Here is a 19,792-nt window from a genome sequence, read left to right as displayed (position 1 = left end):
TCATTTTTCTGAACTGGTTTTTTCTTCTGGGGACGGGGGCGCCGATACAGGCGGAGCAACGGCACCGGCCGATGGAAAGCCCAGCCCCGTCTCGTCGAACTTGAAGCGCAGCCGGATGTAGGCACCCTTGCTGGTGTATTCGTTGGCCGTGAGGTCGCGGTCGCGCAGGCCGACGAAGTTGTAGCCCGCGGAAATCCACAGGTCCTTCGCCACCTGGTAGCCGAACTCGATGCCCACGGTCTTCTGCAGCGCGCCGCCCTTGCCGTAGAGCAGGCCGGCCTGCACGCCGAAGTCCCAGTCCTTGTTGATGTCGTGGGTGTAGCGCGCGTGCAGCAGGTGGGCCCAGTAGCTGCTGGCCAGGAAGCCGTCGTCGGCGCGCGAGACCTTGCCCGCATAGCGCGCGCTCAGCACGCTGCCGCGCTGCGGGTTGTAGTTCAGGTGCGCCGAGACGATGTCGGCACTGGTGCTGCCCGGCAAGCTGGCGTTGCCGGAATCGCTGCCGAAGGCGCTGCCGCCGGTCAATGCGCCGGCAGCGTTGCCGTGGCCCGCGATGCGCTCCGAGCGGCGCTCATAGCGCAACAAGGCGTTCCAGGTGTCGTCGTCGACCGGGCGGTACGCCATGCCGATCTGGTGGCGCTGCAGGTGGCGCTCGTTGCCTGCGTTGACGCCCCGCCCCTCGCTGTCGCTCATCACGCTGCGCGCCAACAGGCTCCAGGCCGGCGAGATCTTGTAGCCGAAGCCGGCGCTGAAGAGACGGGTATCCGCGTCGTCGCCCTTGCGCCCTTCGAGGATGCCGCTCAGCTTGTAGGTGTCGGTGAGGTACTCGACGCCCGCCGTGATGGCGGTGGATTCGCCCAGTCCGCCCGCGTAGCCGGTGCCGCTGTTGGCGCTGTTGGTGTAGCCGCCCATCCGGCGGGTGTGCTCGAGGCCGCCGGTCAGGCTGAAGCGGTCGGTGAGCTTGAAGGTGTTGCGCACGCCGGTGGCTGCCTGCCCGGTCCTGCCGTCGATGCTGTCGGCGAGCCGGTACTCGTTGTACAGGCGCCCGCCGTCCATGTAGTTGCTCTCGATGCCCAGGATGCCGACGTTGTTGGATTGCGTGGCGTCCAGCTGGGCATTGCCATACAGGCTGGAGATGAGCTCGTAGCGTGCGTAGACGCGCGTCTTGTCCGTGATCGCGTAGTTGCCGCCGACGGCCAGCGTGTGGCGGTCGGATTGCTTCAGGTCCTGCTCGCCCTCGACGAAGACCTGGGCCAGCGGCACGCCGGGCACCTGGGCCGACAGGCGCGCGCGCAAGGTGGTCAGGCTCTCGGTCTCGGTTTTGGCGTTCGCGGTCGCCGCCGCGCCGAGCGCCGTCACGTTGCCGGCACCGACGCGGCTGCCGAGATTGCCGTTGTAAGTGGAGATCTCGCCGTAGTCGAAACCGGAACCCGAGGCGAGGCCGCTGCTGCTCTGGCCGTGGCGCAGGCCGACCTCCGCGACGATGTCGTCGTCCAGCTTCTTGCGCAAGCTCGCGCTGGCGCCCTTGCGGTCGCCCTCCAGCAGCGCGTCCTTGCTGTAGAGCGCTTCGGCGCGCACCGCGGTGTTGTCGTCGATCTTGTATTCGGCGCGGCCGGAGACCTCGGTGCGGCCCGCCGAAAAACTGGCGCCCGGGTTGTCGAAACCGGTGCTGGTCTTGCTGGCCAGCGCCACCACCGCGAGCTTCTCGTCCTGGTGGCGCACTTCGACGCGGGCCCCTTCGCCCTTGCCCTTTGCGTCGGAATCGGTGCGCACCAGCTCGGCTGCAGCCGTGGTGTTTTCGCCGAGTCGGGCCACGGCCGTCAGCGCGCGCAGCTTGCGGTGGTTTTCCGGGTTCTGGTCGGTGCTGGCGACCACGCCCAGTTGCAGGCGCTCCCCCACCTTGACCTGCACGTCGGTGCCGGCCACGGTGAACTTCGGGCCGCCGCTGTCGACTTCGTAGGTGACGCGGATCGACTGCGGGTTGAGGTTGGCGTCGGCCGACGCAACGGCATGCGTGAACAGGATGCGGCGCGTGAGCGGCTCGACCGTGTAGTCCACGAAGCGCGTGGCCGGCGTGCGCTGCAGCACGATGTCGGGCTGGTTGCGGTCGCGCACCACGACTTCGATCTGCTCGCTGTTGTCGACGAACTCGCCGCCGGTCGCGCTCAGGTAGTAGGGTCCGGACGTGCCCACGGCGCGGAACTCTTCGACCTGCTGCGTCTGCGCGGTGCGGGAGACGTAGCTGGTGGCGCGCACGTTGCTGGTCTCGTACACCTGCTTGAGACCGGTGAGCGCGCGATTGCTCTGGCTCAGGTTGCGCACCTCGGTGCTGCTGCTGGTGGTGAAGTCGCCATACAGCAGGTAGGAGCGGTTCTTGTCGATGCGCACATACAGCTTCTGCGTGCTCTGCGCGTCGAAGCCCTTGACCGACGAGTCGCCGTACACCGGATAGAACTCGTCGGGGCGGATGTCGCGGAACAGGCGGTCCTTGCGCGCCTTGTCGGAATCGAAGGCGGCCGTGAGCAGGTACTCGCCCTTGACGGTGCCCTTGAAGAAGAAGGCGGCGCGAGCGGCGGCGCGCCGGTTCTCGCGCTCCTCGGTGAGCCCCGTCAGCTCGGCCTCGAACGCCGCGCCGGCCGGCATGGCGCCGAGCGGCACGCTGCCGCGCTGGGTGAAGTCGAGCACGCCTTCGACGATGCCCACGCCGATCATCGGGCGCATCTCGGGCAGCAGCGCGAGCCGCACTTCCTTGACGAAGCTGCCGGCCGTCACGCGCAGGCGCGCATCGCCCGCCTCGCCCGGCGGGAGCAGGCGGAACTCGGCGGCACCGCCGTCCATGAAAACCTGGGTGCCCGGTTCGGCCGGATTCAGGTCCTCGTCGAGCCAGCGGCCGCGGTCAGCCTCCAGCGTGAGCTGGGCGCGCGCGGTCACGGGCACGCCGGCCGCGTCGGTCAGGCGCACCTTCACGACCACGGGTGTGCGCAGATCGGCGTACGCCGTTTCGGGCAGATCGATCTGGATGGCGCCGAGCTTGTCCGGCGCAACGATGCCGATCTGTTCGCTGCCGCGCACATTGCCGAAATCGTCCACCGCATCGAGCTGCAGGCGGTTGGTTCCGGGTTGCAGCACCACGCCGATGTATTCCCAGGCGCCGATACTCTTCGACGGCAGCTGGGTCTTCTTGCCGACGCGCCGCCCGTCGATGGCCTGGCCGTTGACCGTGAGGCGCAGCGCCAAGCCGGCCTCGCCCTTGACGCGCACGTTGATCGACTGGCCGGGAACGGTGTCGCCGTCCTTCAGGCCGAGAAAGCCGAGCGCATTGCTTTCGATCTGCGGCAGCAGCACCTCCAGCTCGATGGGGCTGGGCACTGCCTCGGGCAGCAGCGGCGCGCCGCGCGGCTCCAGCATGGCCGCGGAGGTGTTGACCGGCCGGCTGGCGAACGCGCCGACGCCGCTCGCCGCGCCGCCCGTGGCCGATGCCCCCTGGGCGGCGGCCGGCAGGCCGTTGAGCGCTGCGAACAGGCTGCCGGCGGGCGTCGGCGAGGCCGAAGCGGCAGCACCCAGCGTGCCGCTCATGCTGCCCGACGCGGCACCGACGAAGCTGCTGGCATTGGCCGGCGCGTCGGGCATCGCGATCAGCGGTGCGGAGGTGGTCATGGTCGAACCTGTGCTGCCGCTGGCGAGCGCCTGGCCGCTGGCGGGCAGCGAGCGCAAGTCGCCTACCACGACGACCTGGCCCTCCGCATTCAGGCGCATGCGCACCTGGGCTTCGGCTTCGGTGTCCGGAATCGCGGCGATGGCCGCGCGGCGCGCGACCACGTCGGCCAGCGTCGCCTTGCTGTCGCAGTTGCCGATGATGAAGTTGGCCTTGTGGAACTCGCCCTTCTTCAGATCGACGAAGCGGCTCTCGGGGCTGCCCGCGTTGCGGTTGTCCAGCACTTCCAGCCGCGCGCCGGCGGGCAGCGTGGTCTGGTCGACGCGCAGCACGTGGGTGAGCGGCTTGAGCCCGTAGAGGCTCCACTTGCCCTCCACGTCGGTGACGACATTGGTGCCGTCTTCCATGAACAGGCGCACGCCGGGCACGCCGATCTCGTCGCTGCCCTCCTGCTTGCCGTCGGGCTTGCAGTCCATGTAGACCTTGCCGAACATGAAGGCCTCGTCCGAAAACACGCCTCCCGTGACACGCACGGTCCAGTTCGCGAGGTTCGATTGCAGCGGACCCGAATAGGCGCGCGCACGGTTGATGGCGTCTCCGTTGGTGGGAGCGCCCACGCCGACGCGCACGCGATAGCGCACCATGGCCATCTGGTCGACACCGAGCGTCAGCGTGGGATAGCTGAACACCAGCTTCGGTCCCGCGCCGCCGACCGGATTGCCGGTCGACGCGCCGTTCAGGCGGGCGCTGTTGCTCACATAGGCGAAGCCCGGCGGCAGGCTGTCACTGAGCGAGATCCCCGTCAACGGCGTACCTGTCTTGTTGGTCACCGTCAGCGCGTAATCCATGAAATCCCCGAACTCGACCTGCCGCTTGCTGCCTTCCTTGCGCAACACCAGACCGAGCACGTTGCCCGGATCGAGCGGAATGTGGTTGTGTAGCACGTCGCACGCTTCGTTCGAGGCGTTGAAGCCGGACGTGACCGAGAAATAGTGAGTCGTGGGCTCCGCGCCCTTGGGCGGCAGGGCACTGGGCACAACCGGACCGCAACTGCCGAAGGTGCCGGCCGTCACGGGGATCAGTTGGGACGGATAGACATAGCCGCTGCCCGCCGGCGGCGCCACCTGCAGCGTGTACGTGCACAGGCCCGTCGCCGGCGGCGATTGCAGGTAGAACTGATAGCTGCCATCGGCACCGGTCGTCATCGAGACGCTGCCGTCCGCATTGAACGTGTAGGTGCCCGAGGAGCCACCGTAGATTTCGGCCTCGGTCATCGGTGTCACCGACCCGCTGCTGCACGACTGCCGCGTGAACGTGACCACCGCGCCGGGAACAGGATCGCGCGTGACGGCGTTGTAGACCGTGCCGGCCGGGTCGGCCAGCAGCGACTGCACTGAATTCGCAGTGGCTGCAACCAGCATCGCGGGCGTGACGTTGATGGTGTTCTGGTCAAAGGCCGCGGCCCATGCCTTGTTGTTGATCGCCACGCGGCGGTCCCCTGCCCCCGGCTTCTGGGTGATGCGAACGGTGAAGCTGATTTCCTCGCTCTGGCCGGGCTCCAGCCCGCGGCTGCCGTCGGTCAGGCTGAGCACCGCCTCGGTCGGCAGCTTGAATGCGTCGGTGCTGGCAAGCGCCTCGCGGTCGCAAGCGGCGCGCCCGGTGAAGCTTCCCGCGGCAGTGAGCAACCCGCTGCGGACCTTGGGCGCAGCTGCCAGTTCCCAGGACGCGACCAGGCCTTCCGGCTTGTCCATGTCGAAGGTGCAGTTCAGGTTGTCGATCACGCGCACGTGCGGCGCCGGGGCAACGCCGGTGTTCGTGACGAGCAGCCGGTAGTCGATCTCGTAGACGCCCTGCGCCACGCGCCGCGGCAGCGAGGCGGTCTTGGCGAGCGAGAGCGAAGGCAGCTGCATCGACACCGGCGTGGGCGAGGCGTTGTTGTTCGGATTGCCGTCGCCGTCCGGGTCCGGGCTGGCGCCGTCGACCGAATCGTCGAAGGCCACGGGCGCGCCGCCGGGCGCGAGGGCGCCTTGCGCACGCACGCTGTTGAGAAGCGTGCCGCTGCGGCCGTTGACGTTGATGCGAACGTCGAACTGCACGGTGACCTGCGCACCGACGGGCAGCACCGCACCGGGCGCCAGCAGGTTCTGCGCGGCGGCAGTGCCGGTGAAGCCGTTGTTCGCGGCGGCCACGGTTCCGCTCACGCCGTTGCCCTGGTTGCCCGCAATGGCGATCGAGCCTGGCACGACCGTGTACTGGCCGGGACCCGGCACCGCCGCGCCGGTGTAGCTGCCGAACTGGGTCGCGCTGCTGCCTTCGAGCAGGTCGGCCGCCTGCACGCCGTAGAGCCACACGGCGCCATAGTTGCGCACGTCGACACTGAAGCGCACGGTGGCGGTCCCGTCGAGCAGTCCGTCGGCGCCGCGGTTCGCACGCGGCACCGATGCGGTCTTGGCCACGCCGATGCGGCTCTGGCTGGTGGTGATGAGCACGGTGTTGGACGGCGACACCACCGGTGCGGTGCCGTCGTTGTAGTAGCTCTGCGCGGTGTTGCGGATGTCGCCGGTCTGGTCCGCGCGCACCAGCACCGCGAACTGCATGGCGATGGAGGCGTTGCGCGACACGGCCGCGGGCACTCCGATTGCTACTTCGACGGCCGCGGCGTCGTCCGCGGTGCGGTAGCTGAAGGCTGGGTCGCCCGGCATGCGGAACAGCCGCACCGCGCCCGCCGCCGTGCTCTGCAGCGTGCCGGCGATGTACTGCGTGCCGGCGGGAACGAGGTCGCGCACCAGCACCAGGCTGGTGGGCGCGCCGTTCACCAGCACCGGCGTGCCCGTCGGCGCGGCAACGTTGGCGGGCTGCGCATCGCGCGCGCCGATGTTGGTGCCCGAGACTGCAAAGTCGATGCGGGTCTGCCCCGGAACGATGACGCCCGGGTAGCTCGCGCTCTTGCTGATGGCGATCACCGCCATGTCGCCCACTGTCACGGTGTCGCGGTTGGAGGCGCTCAGGTTCTGCAGCGCGGTGGTCGCCGTCAGCGCTGTGCAGGCAACGCCGGCGCCGGTGGCCGGAACCGTTCCCTGCACCAGCAGCGAGGCCGTTTCGCCGGGCCGCAGCGCCAGCGCGCCGGGCGCGCCGAGCGGCAGCACCGGATCGCCGGGGTCCGCCACGCCGTTGTTGTTGATGTCGCGCACGACGCGCAGGGTCGAAAGATCGAGCGTGTCGGTCGCGCAGCCGCCCACGTTGTTGGCAAAGCTCAGCGCATAGCTCGAAGGCACGTTGCCGGTGTTGGTGAGCAGGTGGTTCAGCGTGACCACGGTGGCGGGCGGCCGGTTGACGGCCTGGTCTTGTGTCAGCACCAGCGCCTCGACCGCGAGGACGTTCGCCACCACGCTGTTGGAGCTGGAGGTTTCGGTCTGTGCGAATCCGGCCGGCACATAGCTGGCCTTTGCCACGTTGCGGATGACACTGCCACCGGGCGCGGGTGCCGCATGCACCGCGGTGGACGCCAGGAACAGCGTCAGGAGGAGCGCCAGCAACAGCGCCAGGCCGATCGCGAGCGTGGCGCCGGTTTGGCGCCATCGCTGCGAGCAGCAGCCCATCAATGAGTCAGACAAGAATTGCACTCCGCTTAACCTTCCGTCGGCGCCTGCTGGGGCCGTGAATACCTGGGTCTTTTTCCTCTGCCGCCGGCATGCGCGCGTGTGGGAGCACACGCGCCAAAAGCAGCAGGGGAAAAAGGCGAAGCGCAGCCGTGAAGGCGGCGCCTCGCGTAAAGCCGGCAGGCCCGAAGCGGCCTGCCGGCGACTCAATCGCGCATCACTGGTTGATGCGTACGGCGAAGGTCAAGGTGGCCGTACCGGCCGGAGCCACGGTGTTGGCCGCGCTGCCACAGCTCACCGCCGTCGCGGTCTGGGCATAGGCCAGCGCGGTGCCGGTCACGCCCGTGGAGACGCACTGGTTGGCTGGCTGCGTCGCACCGGTGAGGCTGGTGAATGCAGGCGCCGCGTCGTTGATCGCGATGTTGGTGATCGGCGCAGTGCCTTCATTGGTCGCGACGACCTGGTACACGATGCACTGGCCGGGCTTCAGCGACAGGGGCGTCGCTGCGAAGGCGGCGTCAGCCGTACCGTCGCAGGCGATGTCGGCGGCCTGCGTCTTGACGACGCGGATCTGGCCGGTGATCACGGTGCTGATGTCGGTGGCCGAAGGCGCGCCGCAGTTCGGTGCCGGATCGGTGAACGTCGCCGTCACGGTGGCCGTATCGGTTGCGCCGGCGCTGGCGCCGCCCGGTGCGAACACGCGCACCAGCAGCTTCTGCGTTGCGCCTGCCGCCAGCGGACCGGCGATCGGGCCGGTGACGAGCGTGTCGCCCGCATCGATCTGGCCGTCGCCATTCACGTCGAGGTAGATCGCGGTGGTCCAGCCCAGCGTCGCGTCGGCAGCCGGCACGGTGGCCGTGAGCGTGTACGCGCCGCAGCTCTGGTTGCCGATGTTGGTCAGCGTGTGCGCATAGACGACGGTGCCGCCCGGAGCGACCTGGCCGACGTTGTTGGGCGTCAGGGTGGCGCCCAGCGTTGCTGCCGTGGTCACGGTCACCGCGTCCTGCTTGGCGTCGGACACGAGCACGCCGGTCGATGCCACAGCGGTCGATTGCACGCGGAAGTAGATCGGCTGAGCCGTCACAGGCGTTTGCGTGGCGGGAGGCGTCACGCAGGCATCGACTTGCTGCTGCGCACCGGCAGCCACGGTCACGTTGGCAATGGCCGCGGCGGCACAGGTACCGCCCGCTGCCACGAACTTCACCGTCCAGCCCGCCGGCAGCGTGCCCGGGAAGCCGGTGGACTGGCTGGCCGCCAGCGTGTAGGTCTGCGTTGCCGGACCGCCTGCATCGTTGTTCTTGACGAAAAGCGTGAAGATCGTGCCGGTGCCCGCAGCCGTGCTGTTGGTCGTGGTCGGCTGTGGGCTGGGGCCTGGGCCCAAGTCACCGCCTGCCACCGAACCCGAGCCGGTACCGGCTGCGCTGTTGGTCAGGTCAACGAGCGAACCGACAACGATGGTGACCTGGTCGAGCGTGGCGTCGAGCTTGGTCGGGTCGTTCGCCGAGCGGCCGGTCAGGACCGCGTTGAACGGACCCGAGCCCACCGTGGCGCTGGCCGGAACGTTGGCCTGCACGACGATGTTGGTGCTGCCGCCGACCGGAATCGGACCGGTGTCGGGCACGCCGTCGCCTGTGGTGTCGAGCAGCGGCGTCACGCCGTCCGCCGCGAACAGCAGGAAGGTCGTGCCCGCCGGGAACGTTCCGTTGGCGATGCTGAGGTTGATGCTGTCGACGCCGCTGCCGGTGTTGAACACGGTCTGCGGGAACTTGACACTGCCGCCTGCAACCACCGAAGGCTGCGTGGTCGTGTCAGCCGCCGTGCCGTTGGGCGTGCCAGCCACCGTGTCGACTGCCGTTGCCGCGGTCGAGGGGTTGGTACCCACGACGAGGCCGTAGCTGGCGACGACGGTGTAGGCAGCCGGGTTGGTGCTCGAACCCAGGGTACCGATCGCCGTTGCGGTGGCGGTCGGAGAATCCGTCGGGTTGTACTGGCCCACGTTGGTCGTGGTCGAGGTGCCGACCACAGCCGTGTTGTTCACCAACACCACGAAGCTGATCGTCTGCGTGACGTTCTGGCCGAGCGAATTCACGACGGCGTTCAGCGTGCTGCCGGCCACCTGGAAGTCGATGCCGGCCGGATCGCCGCCAGCACCGTCACCCAGCGCCACGCCTGGGGCGCTGCTCCAGACGGCAGAACCCGCGACATAGGTGAAGCCCGATGGCAACGTGTCCGACAGGGCGAACTTGCCGGGCGCTCCGCCGGTGTTGTTGAAAGTCAGCGTGTAGACCGTGTACTGGCAGGTCGCGCTGGAAGCCAGGCCTGCAGCCCAGGTCGTCGAGCACGAAGCCGACGACGAGCGCGGGCCGCCGGTGCTCGCGAGCGGCCAGGCCGCGCCGCCGGGGCCGGCCACTGCCGGAACGCCGATCGACTTGGTGGCACCGAAGGCGGCGACCGTCGTCAGGTTGACCTGGTCCTTGTCCGCTGCCGAGGTGTTCGGCGCCGTGTACAGCGCCGGCGTGCCCGGGGTGGCCGTGATGGTGGCGGTATCGAACGGCGTGGTCGGCGTGGTGGCTGTGCCGGGGATCGTGTAGGCCACGACAAACTGGAACGTGCCGTTGTTGCCGGGCACGGTCTGCGCGGGCACGCTGCAGACTGCGGCGGGCGCGGCGGTACACAGCGGCGTGGTGCTGTCGGGCATGCCGTCGCCGTTCGCGTCGGGATAGACCTCGACCTTCGAGAAGGCATCGTTGTCGGCATCCACCGTGATGGTGAAGGTGTCCGAGCCGTTGCCGGTGTTGGTCAAGATGTGCGGTGCGTACACCACCGAGCCTGCGGCGCCGAGCTTGGTGTTGACGATCGTGGTCGTGACCTGGTTGAACGTGTCCAGCGTGAACGAGCCGACCTGCTGCACCGTGGTTTGCACCAGGTTGGAGGTGGCCAGCTGCGTGGTGCCGGACGAATCCGAATAGGTGGCCGAAGCCTGGTTACCGATGACGGTATTGGCGGGCGGTGGCGCTGCAAGTGCGCTCGAGCTTCCAAACAGGAAGCCCAGCGACAGAACTGCGGCGCCAGCCCATGTGGCTCTCGGCCTCAAGCCGATGCGCCGGGTTGGCAAGGTGGGACTCACGTGGTTTCTCCTCGGTTGTCAAAAAAAGGAACAAAAAAAGCCCGGCTCATGGATTCCGCGGGCGGAAGACATTGGCCGGGGTGCGCGCAATAGCAAAGGAAAGCAAGGGAACGGAAGCCAGGAGGCGAAACCACCACGACCTCAGCGCGAGGCAGCGCCTGCAGCGGACTGCACCATCACAGGTGGCGCCTGCGGCGCGGCGGCGGAGGTCTTCGGCTCGGGCGGAACGACGACCTCGACCTTGGCGCGTGCAGTCACGGCGGTTTCGCCGCCGGCGGGCAGCTGGCCGAGCGTCCAGCGCAATGCGCGGTAGTCGCTGTAGGGCACGGGCTCCGTCTTGTTGTTCGCGGCCTTCCGCGTCAGCGGCTCGGCGCCGTAAACGCCGTCCTTGGTGGCCGCCTTGACCAATGCGGCACCGGGCTTGGCGCTGCGCGGCAGGTACTCGAGCCCCTCGGGGATCGGCAGATCGGCAACCAGGCCGGAAACCGCCTTGCCGGTTTTGTTGATGTAGGTTGCCCGGTATTCCAGGATGTCGCCCGGCTTGACGGAGGAGGCATCCAGCAGCTGCTCCTTGCCGTCCGCAGCCTTCACCACCTTGAATTGCGTCAGGGCGACCGCAACGGTTTTCTCGGGAGCGAGCGCGGACGGGGTTGCGACAGGCTGCGCCGAGGCCGGCGCAGCCAGGCTGGCCACGGCGATCATTCCGGCGCCAAAGCGTGCAGCCAAAGCAGGCAGCCTGCCTGCGGAGCGGAAAAAAGATTGAGTCAGTTTTTGTATAAGCATGATTGCTCCAGTTCAAAGATCACGGCAATTCGGCACGAATCGCCAGCAGGGTCACAAATACCTGGAAATAAGTCACAATGCAGCGAAACTTTTTTCCGCGGACGCGTCCAACCGACGTCAACCTCTCAATTCGCGGAAATGTACGTTCGCTTTCACTTGTAACCAACACCGATTTTGCCTGCGGCGGCTACAGAAAACAGGGTTCCACTTTTGAAAGTGGAGGTTCCAATTTCGGAACCTCTTTTCAATTTGCCCGCCGAGACCGCGTACCGTCCTGTCAATGCGTGGAACTGCCTGCGGCAACGCAGGGGCGTGCGGAAGCCCGGCTGCATCGCCGTTAAAAAATGGAACGTGGAAGAAACCGCCGGAGCCACGAAGGCCTCCGATGCGGCAGGCGCAAATCAGGCTTGCTCTAGCGCCTTGGATATGAAGTCGACGAAGGCTCTGATTTTTCGGGTATTACGCCGCGCGGGCAAATACGTCAGATTCAATTCTTCCGGCATCAGCTCGAACGACGGAAGGACAGCGACCAAAGAGCCGCCCTGGATCGCGGCTTTGGCACAAAGAAGAGGGACCAAGGCGATCCCGCCGGCCGAGCAGGCGAGTCTCAGCAGCAATTCCGGATCGTTGGCCCGGAATACGCCCGCGGCCCTGACGATGTACTCCCGGTCGAGACCCGGAACGACCATTTCCATGGCCTGCCGCTCCGGACCACAGGTCAAAAAATAGTGTCCCGCGAGATCGTCGACCTTCTCGATCACCGGATGGCGCTCGAGATACCAGGGTGCGGCGCACAGGACAAGGATCTGCCTCTTGATGCGTCTCGCGACGAGGTCTTCGCAGCCCTCGAGCCCCACCCGGATGGCCACGTCGGCGTCTTCGCGAAACAGATCCACGCGATCGTAGTTCACGTCGACGGTGAGCTTGAGCAGGGGATGCGCGGCCATGAAGCCCGACAGGTGCGAGGAGAGCAGTTCACGGCCGAGATAGCCGGGAACCGCGATCCGCAGTTGGCCTGTCAGGGCTTCGTTGGTGTCGGAGAGCCGCGAGAGCGCCTGGTTCACTGCCTCCAGAACTTCCTTCGCCGTGGAAAGGAACTCGCGCCCTTCCCCGGTAAGACCGAAACGACCTGCCCCCCGGTGCAGGAGCGTGTGGCCGACCAAGGCCTCCAGCCTCTTGAGCTGCCGGGACGCGGATGCCTTGGGCACGCTCAACGCGTCGGCCGCTTGCGTCAACCCTCCCACCTCGACGGCTTTCACGAAAAGCCGCACATCCGACATCAATAAATCCATGTTTCCTCGAACTTGAGTGCAACGCGTGCCCTTCCGCACCTTTCTTCCGGAAAGAGGCATTGTTCAGCTCAACAAAAACCGCTTCTACGAACGGTGCACCATTCCCGGCCTGCATCCACAATCAATCAAGCAGCCAGCTTGATTTGCCTCCAACACCAAAGCGCCCCAATACCGTTCAGCACTCAATTCAACTCATGGAATCTATTTATTATTTGATTCACCCTTTATCAAAACGCAGCTGAGCAAACAGTTCATGCGTTTATCCGCAATGAGATGCCTCAACGAATTCAGTCGCCAAATGCAATCTCCATATTTTCATCTCGCACCAATATGGTGTTATCTGGCGATTGAAATGCATTCAAATCTTAACCACTGTAACAACGCGGCATCCTGCGAAATTTGAGGAATTTTTGGCAATCCGGCGACATAAAGCGTGTGAGTTGCAACACCGTCACTGGACAGTCACACGGCTCCGGTGATATGAATGTCGGGTCCCCGACATTTGCCGAAATCATCTGCAAGGAGAAAATCTCACCGGGAAGAGCGATCCAATTCAGACACTGCATGAGTGAATTGCGAGTCCGGCTGAGCGGTGGCCAACGCCGGTTTCATGGTCATGCCGATGCTCGCGTACCGAGTTGGCGGAGTTGTTTATCGCCGGCATCGAGCCGTCATCGCGGCGGCGGAGTTGAGGAGAGAGATGAACTCTAAGCAGCCACTCCCCTGAGGCGGTAGGACGATTGCGAACCCGTCTGGTACTTATTCCCGGCCCGGGCGCCAATGCAGGCAGAGCTGCATCCAGGCCGAACGCGTTCGGTGGCCATCGCACATTCCTTTTCGGTGCCCGGAATGACCCAAGCACGCAACGTTCGGATCGAACTGGTGGACGCCACCGCAGCAGCAAGGAACTCTGGCATCAACCGGTTTTCCTTGATGTCCTGCGCACTGCCCCGGCCGGTAGTGACGACCTTCGCCTCCTCAGGGTGGGCCTTCTGTTTGCGCTGCGCGACGAGTGCGCGCATCCTCGCGGCGGACATTTCGCGGATCTCGGTCTTCGGAAGACGGGGAAACTTCTTCATGGCGCAAATGATTGATGCGCCGCACCATCGGGTCCAATACTGTTTTCTTGATAAGGCATATGCACAGCGTATGGCAGCACCAGACTTCAGAACGCTCCGCTACTTCGTGGCTGTCGCCGAGGAACGCAGCGTCGGAAAGGCGGCGCAGCGGCTGAACATGGCCCAGCCGCCGCTGTCGGTTCACATCAAGAATCTGGAGGCGGCGGTGGGCACGCCGCTGTTTCGCAGGGCGGCGCGGGGCATGGAAATCACCGATGCCGGCAATGCGCTCTTCCAGCGTGCGAAGGAAGCGCTGCTGCTTGCCAATGAAGGATTCGACGCCGCGCGCGCCATCGGCTCGGGCAGCCGGGGACGGCTCACGGTCGGCACCATGGTCGTGCTTTCCTACTTGGTGCTGCCCCGCTTGGCGAACGCGCTGCGCGCGAAGCTGCCGGATGTGGAGATCCAGTACGTGGAGCTCAATGCCGTCAACAACGTCTCGGCCATCGCCGATTCGCAAGTGTCCGTGGCCATCTGCATTCCGCCCATCGCCCACACAGGCATTGCGGTCGAGCGCATCGGCAGCCAGCCCCTGATGCTGGCCGTGCGGGCCGATTCGCCCCTGGCCCGGACGTCCAGCGTTCCGCTGGCGCGGCTGTCGGGCATGCCCCTCATCGGGCTCCCTGCCCCCGGGGGGGACGTCGACAAATCCGTCATCGCCTCGATGCTTCGGCGGCATGATGTCAGCATGCCGATTGCGCAACGGGTCGGGACCACGGTGTCGGCGCTGGCGCTCGTGCTGGCGGGCAAGGGCGTGGCCATCTTGCCCGCCTGCGCACGCATCGGCCGGCCGCCGGGCGTGGTGTTCAGGCCCTTGCGCAACGTCGACGCCAAGATGGACGTCGGCGCCTGTTGGCGCAGCGATTGGGACAGCCCTCTCATCGAGCCGTTCCTGGCGTGCGCGCGCGCGTCCCTGCGACAGGCGGCTTAGCAGGCCGCTGAAATACCCCACGCCGAAGGCTGGGCCCTGTTGGCAGGGCTGTTGGCGCGTGTTGCAGGCCGGGGTTCTAGATCTCCCTGGGCTCTCTCAGTCCCATCGAATACCGGCACAGTCTCGGACTCGCGACATAAAACCAGTCCAAGTTTTTGTCCGCATCCCCAGGGGGCCAATTTTCAGTAGCACGCCGACGGACTTTATTCTTTCGACGCTTTTACTGTTCGTTAGCATCGCCCAGTGATGTCTTTCATCGCAAGAAGTAAATACACTAACGGCAAGCCAATCACGCGACACCCACCCACCACCGCGCCGGCCGGCGAACTTGCTTCCCAACACCAAGGTCCCGCCGTTAGCGTATTTTTATGCCGTCACTTCCACTCTTCCCCGAGCCCTCCGGCGAGTCGCACCAAGCCGCTTTCGATCGCTGGCTTGCGGCGCAGCAGGAAAACGGCGCCTTGCGGCAGCCCTCTTCGATCGCGGTCTATCGGGACATGTGGGGCAGTTTCACGGCCTGGTGCCTGGGCCAGTCGCCCGCCGTGACGCTGGCGTCGCTGGACACGGGCGATCTGTCGGCGTTCCAGCAGGCGCGCTTCGGCATGAAGAGCGACGACCTGTCGCTGTCTCCGCGTTATGCACTGCGCCTGCTCCGGCTGATCGACCGAGTGCTGCGCCACCACGCGCTGACCCACGGAACGGCCGCCAACGGCGCGGCCTCGGAATGGATCGCGACACAGCCCGAGGTTCGCTTTGCGGATTCGGCGCGGGCGGATCCCCTGCCGGAATTTCTCTCGGTCTCCGAGGCTCGGCATCTCATCACCTTTCTCTCCAGCGCCCGGCCACGGCCCGGCGTCCGGCACGGCCAGGCCGCGCTCACCTGGCAGGCATTGCGCAATCGCGTGGCGGTCGCCCTGCAGCTGGGCGCGGGACTCACGCCCGGCGACGTCCGCGTGCTGCGGCTCGACGCGCCGACGTCGCAGATCGCCGGCCGGCGCGAACGTCCGTGGAAGGTTGCGGTGCCGGGCAACGGCAACTCGCCGGCGCGCGAGGCACCGATCGCTCCTTGGGCAGGCGAGTTGCTCCAGCACTGGCTGAAGGTGCGCGCCGAGACGCCGATCGCGGGCGACTTCCTGTTCCCGTCCACGCGCACCGGCAAGCCCTGGAGCAAGGAAGCGCAGTATGTGGCCGCCAAACAGGTGCTGGAAGATGCGGGCATCGACGTTACCGGCGGCGGGTCGTTCCTGCTGCGCCATACCTTCGCATTGCGCCAGCTGCGCCGGGGCGCCAAGGTCGACCAGGTGGCGCGCTGGCTCGGCATCGAGCCCGAGGCGATGGGCAAATATCAGCGCGTGCTCACGGGTCCGGCCGAAGTCATCTGAGCGCCAGTGCGCGGCGCTGCTTCGGCCTCAGCTGACGAGCGCGCGCTTGACGTCTTCCTGGAGACTGCGCAAATGTTCGCGCATCGCCGCACGCGCCCGTTCGGGATCCCTCGCGCGCAATGCCGAGATGATCTCGCCGTGCTCTTCATGGTTTTCACGCTGGCGGTGCAACGGGCTGTGCAGCCGGAACAGGCGCGCGTTCACGCGCAGTTCCTCGACCAGGCGCGGCAGCACCACATTGCCGCTGGCCGCTGAAATGAGTTGATGGAATCGGTCGTCGAAGTGCCAGTGCTCGATCTCGTCATGCACCCCGGTGTCGAGCGTCTTCAGATCGGCGTCCAGCTCGTCGAGTTGGGCGTCGGTGATCTTGTCGACCGCCAGCACGATGGCCTCGCACTCGATGATCTCGCGCGCCCGCATGCAGTCGAAGTATTCCTTGGTGCCCAGCGCCCGCACCGCGTAGGAACGCGCGTCGCGGCGCACGAGCAAACCTTCGCCGGCAAGCCGGACGAGCGCCTCACGCATCGGCGTGCGCGAAATCCGCAGCTCGTCCGCGAGGCGGCCTTCCTGCAGCGGACTGCCGGCCGAAATCTTGCGATCGAGGATCAGCGTGCGCAGGCTCGCATAGGCCTGCTCGGCCAGGCTCGCGGAGCGGACTTCGAGCGGCGCGATGGTGATTGTGGCTGGCTGAGCCGGGCTGGGAAGGCTTGGCATGCGGGAGAAGTTGATTGCCACGAAAGGTGGGGAAACGCCTGGAAGGCCAGCCGCGGCGGGGCTGAAAGCTTCACAGCCATTTGGCGAGCGGATTCTCGGCGTTGGGCGCGCGCGGGCGCAGGCAGGGCTGGAACTGTCCCGCACCTGCTTCCGCCGAGAACACGCCATTTTCCCATACCACCCGCCCCCTCGAAAGCGTGATTCCCGGCCAGGCGCGCATCTTCATGCCCTCGTAGGGCGTGTAGTCGGCCGCATGGTGGAGCATGTCGTTGCGGATGACTTTTTCGTGGCCCTCGCCGAACGTGTCCCACACCACCAGGTCCGCATCGCTGCCGACCGCGATCGTGCCCTTTTTCGGATACAGCCCGTAGAGCCGCGCCGGATTGGTCGACGTGAGTTCGACGAAGCGGTGGACGTCGATGCGCCCCGTCAGCACGCCTTCGCTCATCAGCAGCGGAAGCCGGGTTTCGACACCTGGAATGCCGTTGGGAATGCGGTCGAAGGACGCATCCTCGCCGGCCACGCGCTTGCCGTCGCTGCCATGGATGTTGAAGGGCGCATGGTCGGACGAGAAGATCGTGAAAAGGCCGCTCGAAAGAGCGTTCCAGATGAACTGCTGGTTGGCCTTGTCGCGCGGCGGCGGGCTGCAGATGCAGCGTGCGCCGTGCATCGGATCGTCGGGGTCCACCCCCAGGTCTTCCGCGCTCAAGAAAAGGTACTGCGGGCAGGTCTCGGCATGGATCGGCAACCCGCGCCCGCGCGCCCAGTGAATCTGCTCGACCGCCTCGCGGCCCGAGACGTGGACGATCAGGATCGGGGTATCGATCAGCTCGGCCAGCGCGATCGCGCGGTGCGTGGCTTCGCGCTCCACCGCCATCGGCCGCGAGCTCCCGTGATAGCGCGGCGCCGTCAGCCCGGCGTCGAGCAGTTGCTCGGTGAGCCAGGCGATGCAGTCGCTGTTCTCGGCATGGATCATCGTCATCGCGCCGTGCCGGCGTGCCACCGCGAGCACCTCGATGATCTGCCGGTCGGCGAGCTTCAGGTCGTCGTAGGTCATGTAGATCTTGAACGAGGTATAGCCCTTCTCGATCAATGCCGGCAGCTCGCGCTGCGTCACATCCTTGGTCGCGTCCGCGACGATCAGATGGAAGGCATAGTCGATCACCGCCTTGCCTTCGGCGCGCCGGTGGTAGTCGTCCACGGCTTCCTGCATGCTGCGCCCCTTCTGCTGCGCGGCGAACGGCAGCACCGTGGTGGTGCCGCCGCAGGCCGCCGAGCGCGTGCCGGTGAAGAAGTCGTCCGAGAAGCGCGAGCCGTCGCTGGTCGGCTGGTCGAAATGGCAGTGGCCGTCGACGCCGCCGGGCGTCACCAGCCGGCCGGCCGCGTCGATCTCGCGCGCGGCGCTGCCGTCCAACTGGTGGGCGATGGCGCTGATGCGCCCGTCGCGCACACCGATGTCGGCGCGGTAGCGGTCGCCCACGGTGGCGATGTCGGCATTGCGGAGAATCAGGTCGTAGGAGCTCATCGTCGGGTTCCGGTCAACGTTGTTCGAGCACGGCATCGGCCACCACCGGCGCGTCGGCGGCGGTGGTGCCGTTGCGGTAGGCGCGGCCGTAGTGGCGCTCGATGCGGCGCTGGACGAAATCCCACGCCGTGGTCATCAGCAGGTAGTAGATGGCGGCGACGATGAACAGCTCGAGCACCATGAATTTCTCCTGGATCAGCACCTGGGTGCGGCGCAGCAGTTCTTCCATCGAGATCACCGAGGTGATCGAGGTGGTCTTGAGCAGGCCGTTGATGCTGTTGCCCAGCGTCGGGATGATCAGCCGCATCGCCTGCGGCATCACGATGTAGCGCATGCTCTGCGCACTGCTGAAGCCCATGGCGCGCGCCGCGTTGGTCTGGCCGACCGGCACCGACTGGATGCCGCCGCGCACCACCTCCGCGAGGTAGGCGGCCTCGTTGAGGATCAGCCCGAGCAGCGCCGACTCGATCACCGACATCTTGAGCCCGAGCTGCGGCAGCCCGGTGTAGATGATGATCAGCTGCACCAAGAGCGGCGTGCCGCGGAAGACCCAGATGTAGAAATGCGCCGGTGCCACCAGCCAGCGGTGGCGCGACAGGCGGGCCAGGGCCAGCGCACAGCCGACGACCAGGCCGCCCGCGATCGATGCGAGGGTGAGCCACAGCGTGGTGAGCGCGCCGTTCAGGATGTACGGATTGAACAGGTAGTCGGCAAACCCCGACCAGCTCCAGCCTTGTCCCATGGACTTTCCCTCTCGAACTCAGTGGTGGTGCGGCGCGCTCAGCTGGCGGGGCCCTTGACGACGACGGCACCGTCGATCGCCTTGACGCCGTATTGGTCGAACAGCTTCTGGAAGCTGCCGTCGGCCTTCATGTCGTTGAGCGCTTTGGCCATCGCAACCGACAGGTCCTTGTTTTTTGCTGCCAGCGCCACCGGGGTCGGGAACAGGCCGCTCAGCACGCGGTCGAAATCGCCGCGCTTCTGGTACTCGGCACCCGTGGAGTCGATCGACAGCGCCACCTCCACCTGCCCCGCGCGCAGCGCCTGGAAGGCCATCGCGAAGTTCTCGAAGGTCCGGATGGTCATGCCCTTCATGCCCTTGTCGGTCAGCTGCTTGTCGAGTTCGCGCGCCTTGCGCTCCTCGAATCCGCCGAGCTCGACGCCGATGCTCTTGCCCGACAGGTCCTCGGGCTTGCTGATCTTGAGCGGGTTGCCGCGCGCGGTGCTGATGCTGATCGCCTGGTCCTCGTAGGGCAGCATCTGCATCAGCTTGGCACGCTCCTCGGTGTAGAAGATGCCGGTGTTGATCACATCCCAGCGGCCAGCCTGCAGGCCCGGGATCATGGCCGAGAACTCGATGCGCACGTATTCGGGCGTCAGGCACAGGCGCCTGGCGATCGCTTCGCCGAGTTCCACCCGCATGCCCTTGAGGGCGCCGGTCTGGTCGACGAACTGCATCGGCGGCAAGGTCGGGTTGACCGACATGATGAGCGTGCCCTTCTTGATCAGCGCCGAGTCGGGCACCGGCGACTTGCAGGCCTGGGCGTTCGCGATGCCCATGCCGAGGATGAAAAGAACCGTGGCCGACGTGAGAGCGGGAAGCAGTTTCATGGTGGTTTCCTGGTGGAGATGGAGCGAGGCGAGGGAGGGGAGACTGAAGGGACGGGCG

The 19,792-nt window shown here is 66.5% G+C and carries 11 protein-coding genes; 2 read left to right on the top strand and 9 right to left on the bottom strand.

Annotation, left to right across the window (positions count from 1 at the left end; all coding sequences use genetic code 11):
* From ACAM55_RS29205 to ACAM55_RS29185, 5 genes are all read right to left on the bottom strand, one after another.
* Entirely contained in the window at positions 1-7,266 is a 7,266-nt protein-coding gene (locus tag ACAM55_RS29205) for a hypothetical protein (RefSeq protein WP_369656751.1), read from the bottom strand.
* 202 nt (positions 7,267-7,468) lie between these two features.
* On the bottom strand, positions 7,469-10,378 hold the full coding sequence (locus tag ACAM55_RS29200; protein WP_369656750.1) for a beta strand repeat-containing protein: 2,910 nt from the start codon (positions 10,376-10,378) through the stop codon (positions 7,469-7,471).
* A 141-nt stretch (positions 10,379-10,519) separates the two neighbouring features.
* A complete protein-coding gene (locus ACAM55_RS29195; protein WP_369656749.1) occupies positions 10,520-11,161 on the bottom strand; it encodes a hypothetical protein in 642 nt (213 codons plus the stop codon).
* 401 nt (positions 11,162-11,562) lie between these two features.
* Positions 11,563-12,453: a LysR family transcriptional regulator gene (locus ACAM55_RS29190; protein WP_369656748.1), complete on the bottom strand. Its 891-nt coding sequence runs from the start codon at positions 12,451-12,453 to the stop codon at positions 11,563-11,565.
* 707 nt (positions 12,454-13,160) lie between these two features.
* Entirely contained in the window at positions 13,161-13,532 is a 372-nt protein-coding gene (locus tag ACAM55_RS29185; RefSeq protein WP_369656747.1) for a hypothetical protein, read from the bottom strand.
* Positions 13,533-13,602: 70 nt separating this feature from the next.
* Between ACAM55_RS29185 and ACAM55_RS29180 the strand changes: the two genes are divergently transcribed.
* Both ACAM55_RS29180 and ACAM55_RS29175 read left to right on the top strand, forming a co-directional pair.
* On the top strand, positions 13,603-14,502 hold the full coding sequence (locus ACAM55_RS29180; RefSeq protein WP_369657497.1) for a LysR family transcriptional regulator: 900 nt from the start codon (positions 13,603-13,605) through the stop codon (positions 14,500-14,502).
* A 368-nt stretch (positions 14,503-14,870) separates the two neighbouring features.
* Positions 14,871-15,884 (top strand): tyrosine-type recombinase/integrase, encoded by a 1,014-nt coding sequence (locus ACAM55_RS29175; RefSeq protein ID WP_369656746.1) that lies wholly within the window; start codon positions 14,871-14,873, stop codon positions 15,882-15,884.
* 27 nt (positions 15,885-15,911) lie between these two features.
* On the opposite strand, the gene ACAM55_RS29170 is transcribed toward ACAM55_RS29175, so the two are convergent.
* From ACAM55_RS29170 to ACAM55_RS29155, 4 genes are all read right to left on the bottom strand, one after another.
* Entirely contained in the window at positions 15,912-16,598 is a 687-nt protein-coding gene (locus tag ACAM55_RS29170; protein WP_369656745.1) for a GntR family transcriptional regulator, read from the bottom strand.
* 70 nt (positions 16,599-16,668) lie between these two features.
* Positions 16,669-18,123: a dihydropyrimidinase gene (hydA, locus tag ACAM55_RS29165; protein WP_369656744.1), complete on the bottom strand. Its 1,455-nt coding sequence runs from the start codon at positions 18,121-18,123 to the stop codon at positions 16,669-16,671.
* 13 nt (positions 18,124-18,136) lie between these two features.
* Positions 18,137-18,865: an amino acid ABC transporter permease gene (locus ACAM55_RS29160; protein ID WP_369656743.1), complete on the bottom strand. Its 729-nt coding sequence runs from the start codon at positions 18,863-18,865 to the stop codon at positions 18,137-18,139.
* Positions 18,866-18,903: 38 nt separating this feature from the next.
* Complete coding sequence (locus tag ACAM55_RS29155) at positions 18,904-19,734, bottom strand: ABC transporter substrate-binding protein (RefSeq protein ID WP_369656742.1); 831 nt, start codon at positions 19,732-19,734, stop codon at positions 18,904-18,906.
* Positions 19,735-19,792: the final 58 nt, after the last annotated feature.

It is taken from the genome of Variovorax sp. V213 (assembly GCF_041154455.1).
Classification (GTDB): Bacteria; Pseudomonadota; Gammaproteobacteria; order Burkholderiales; family Burkholderiaceae_C; genus Variovorax.
The sequence above is the reverse complement of the archived record's forward strand: the minus strand, read 5'-3'. Positions and strand labels throughout refer to the sequence as shown.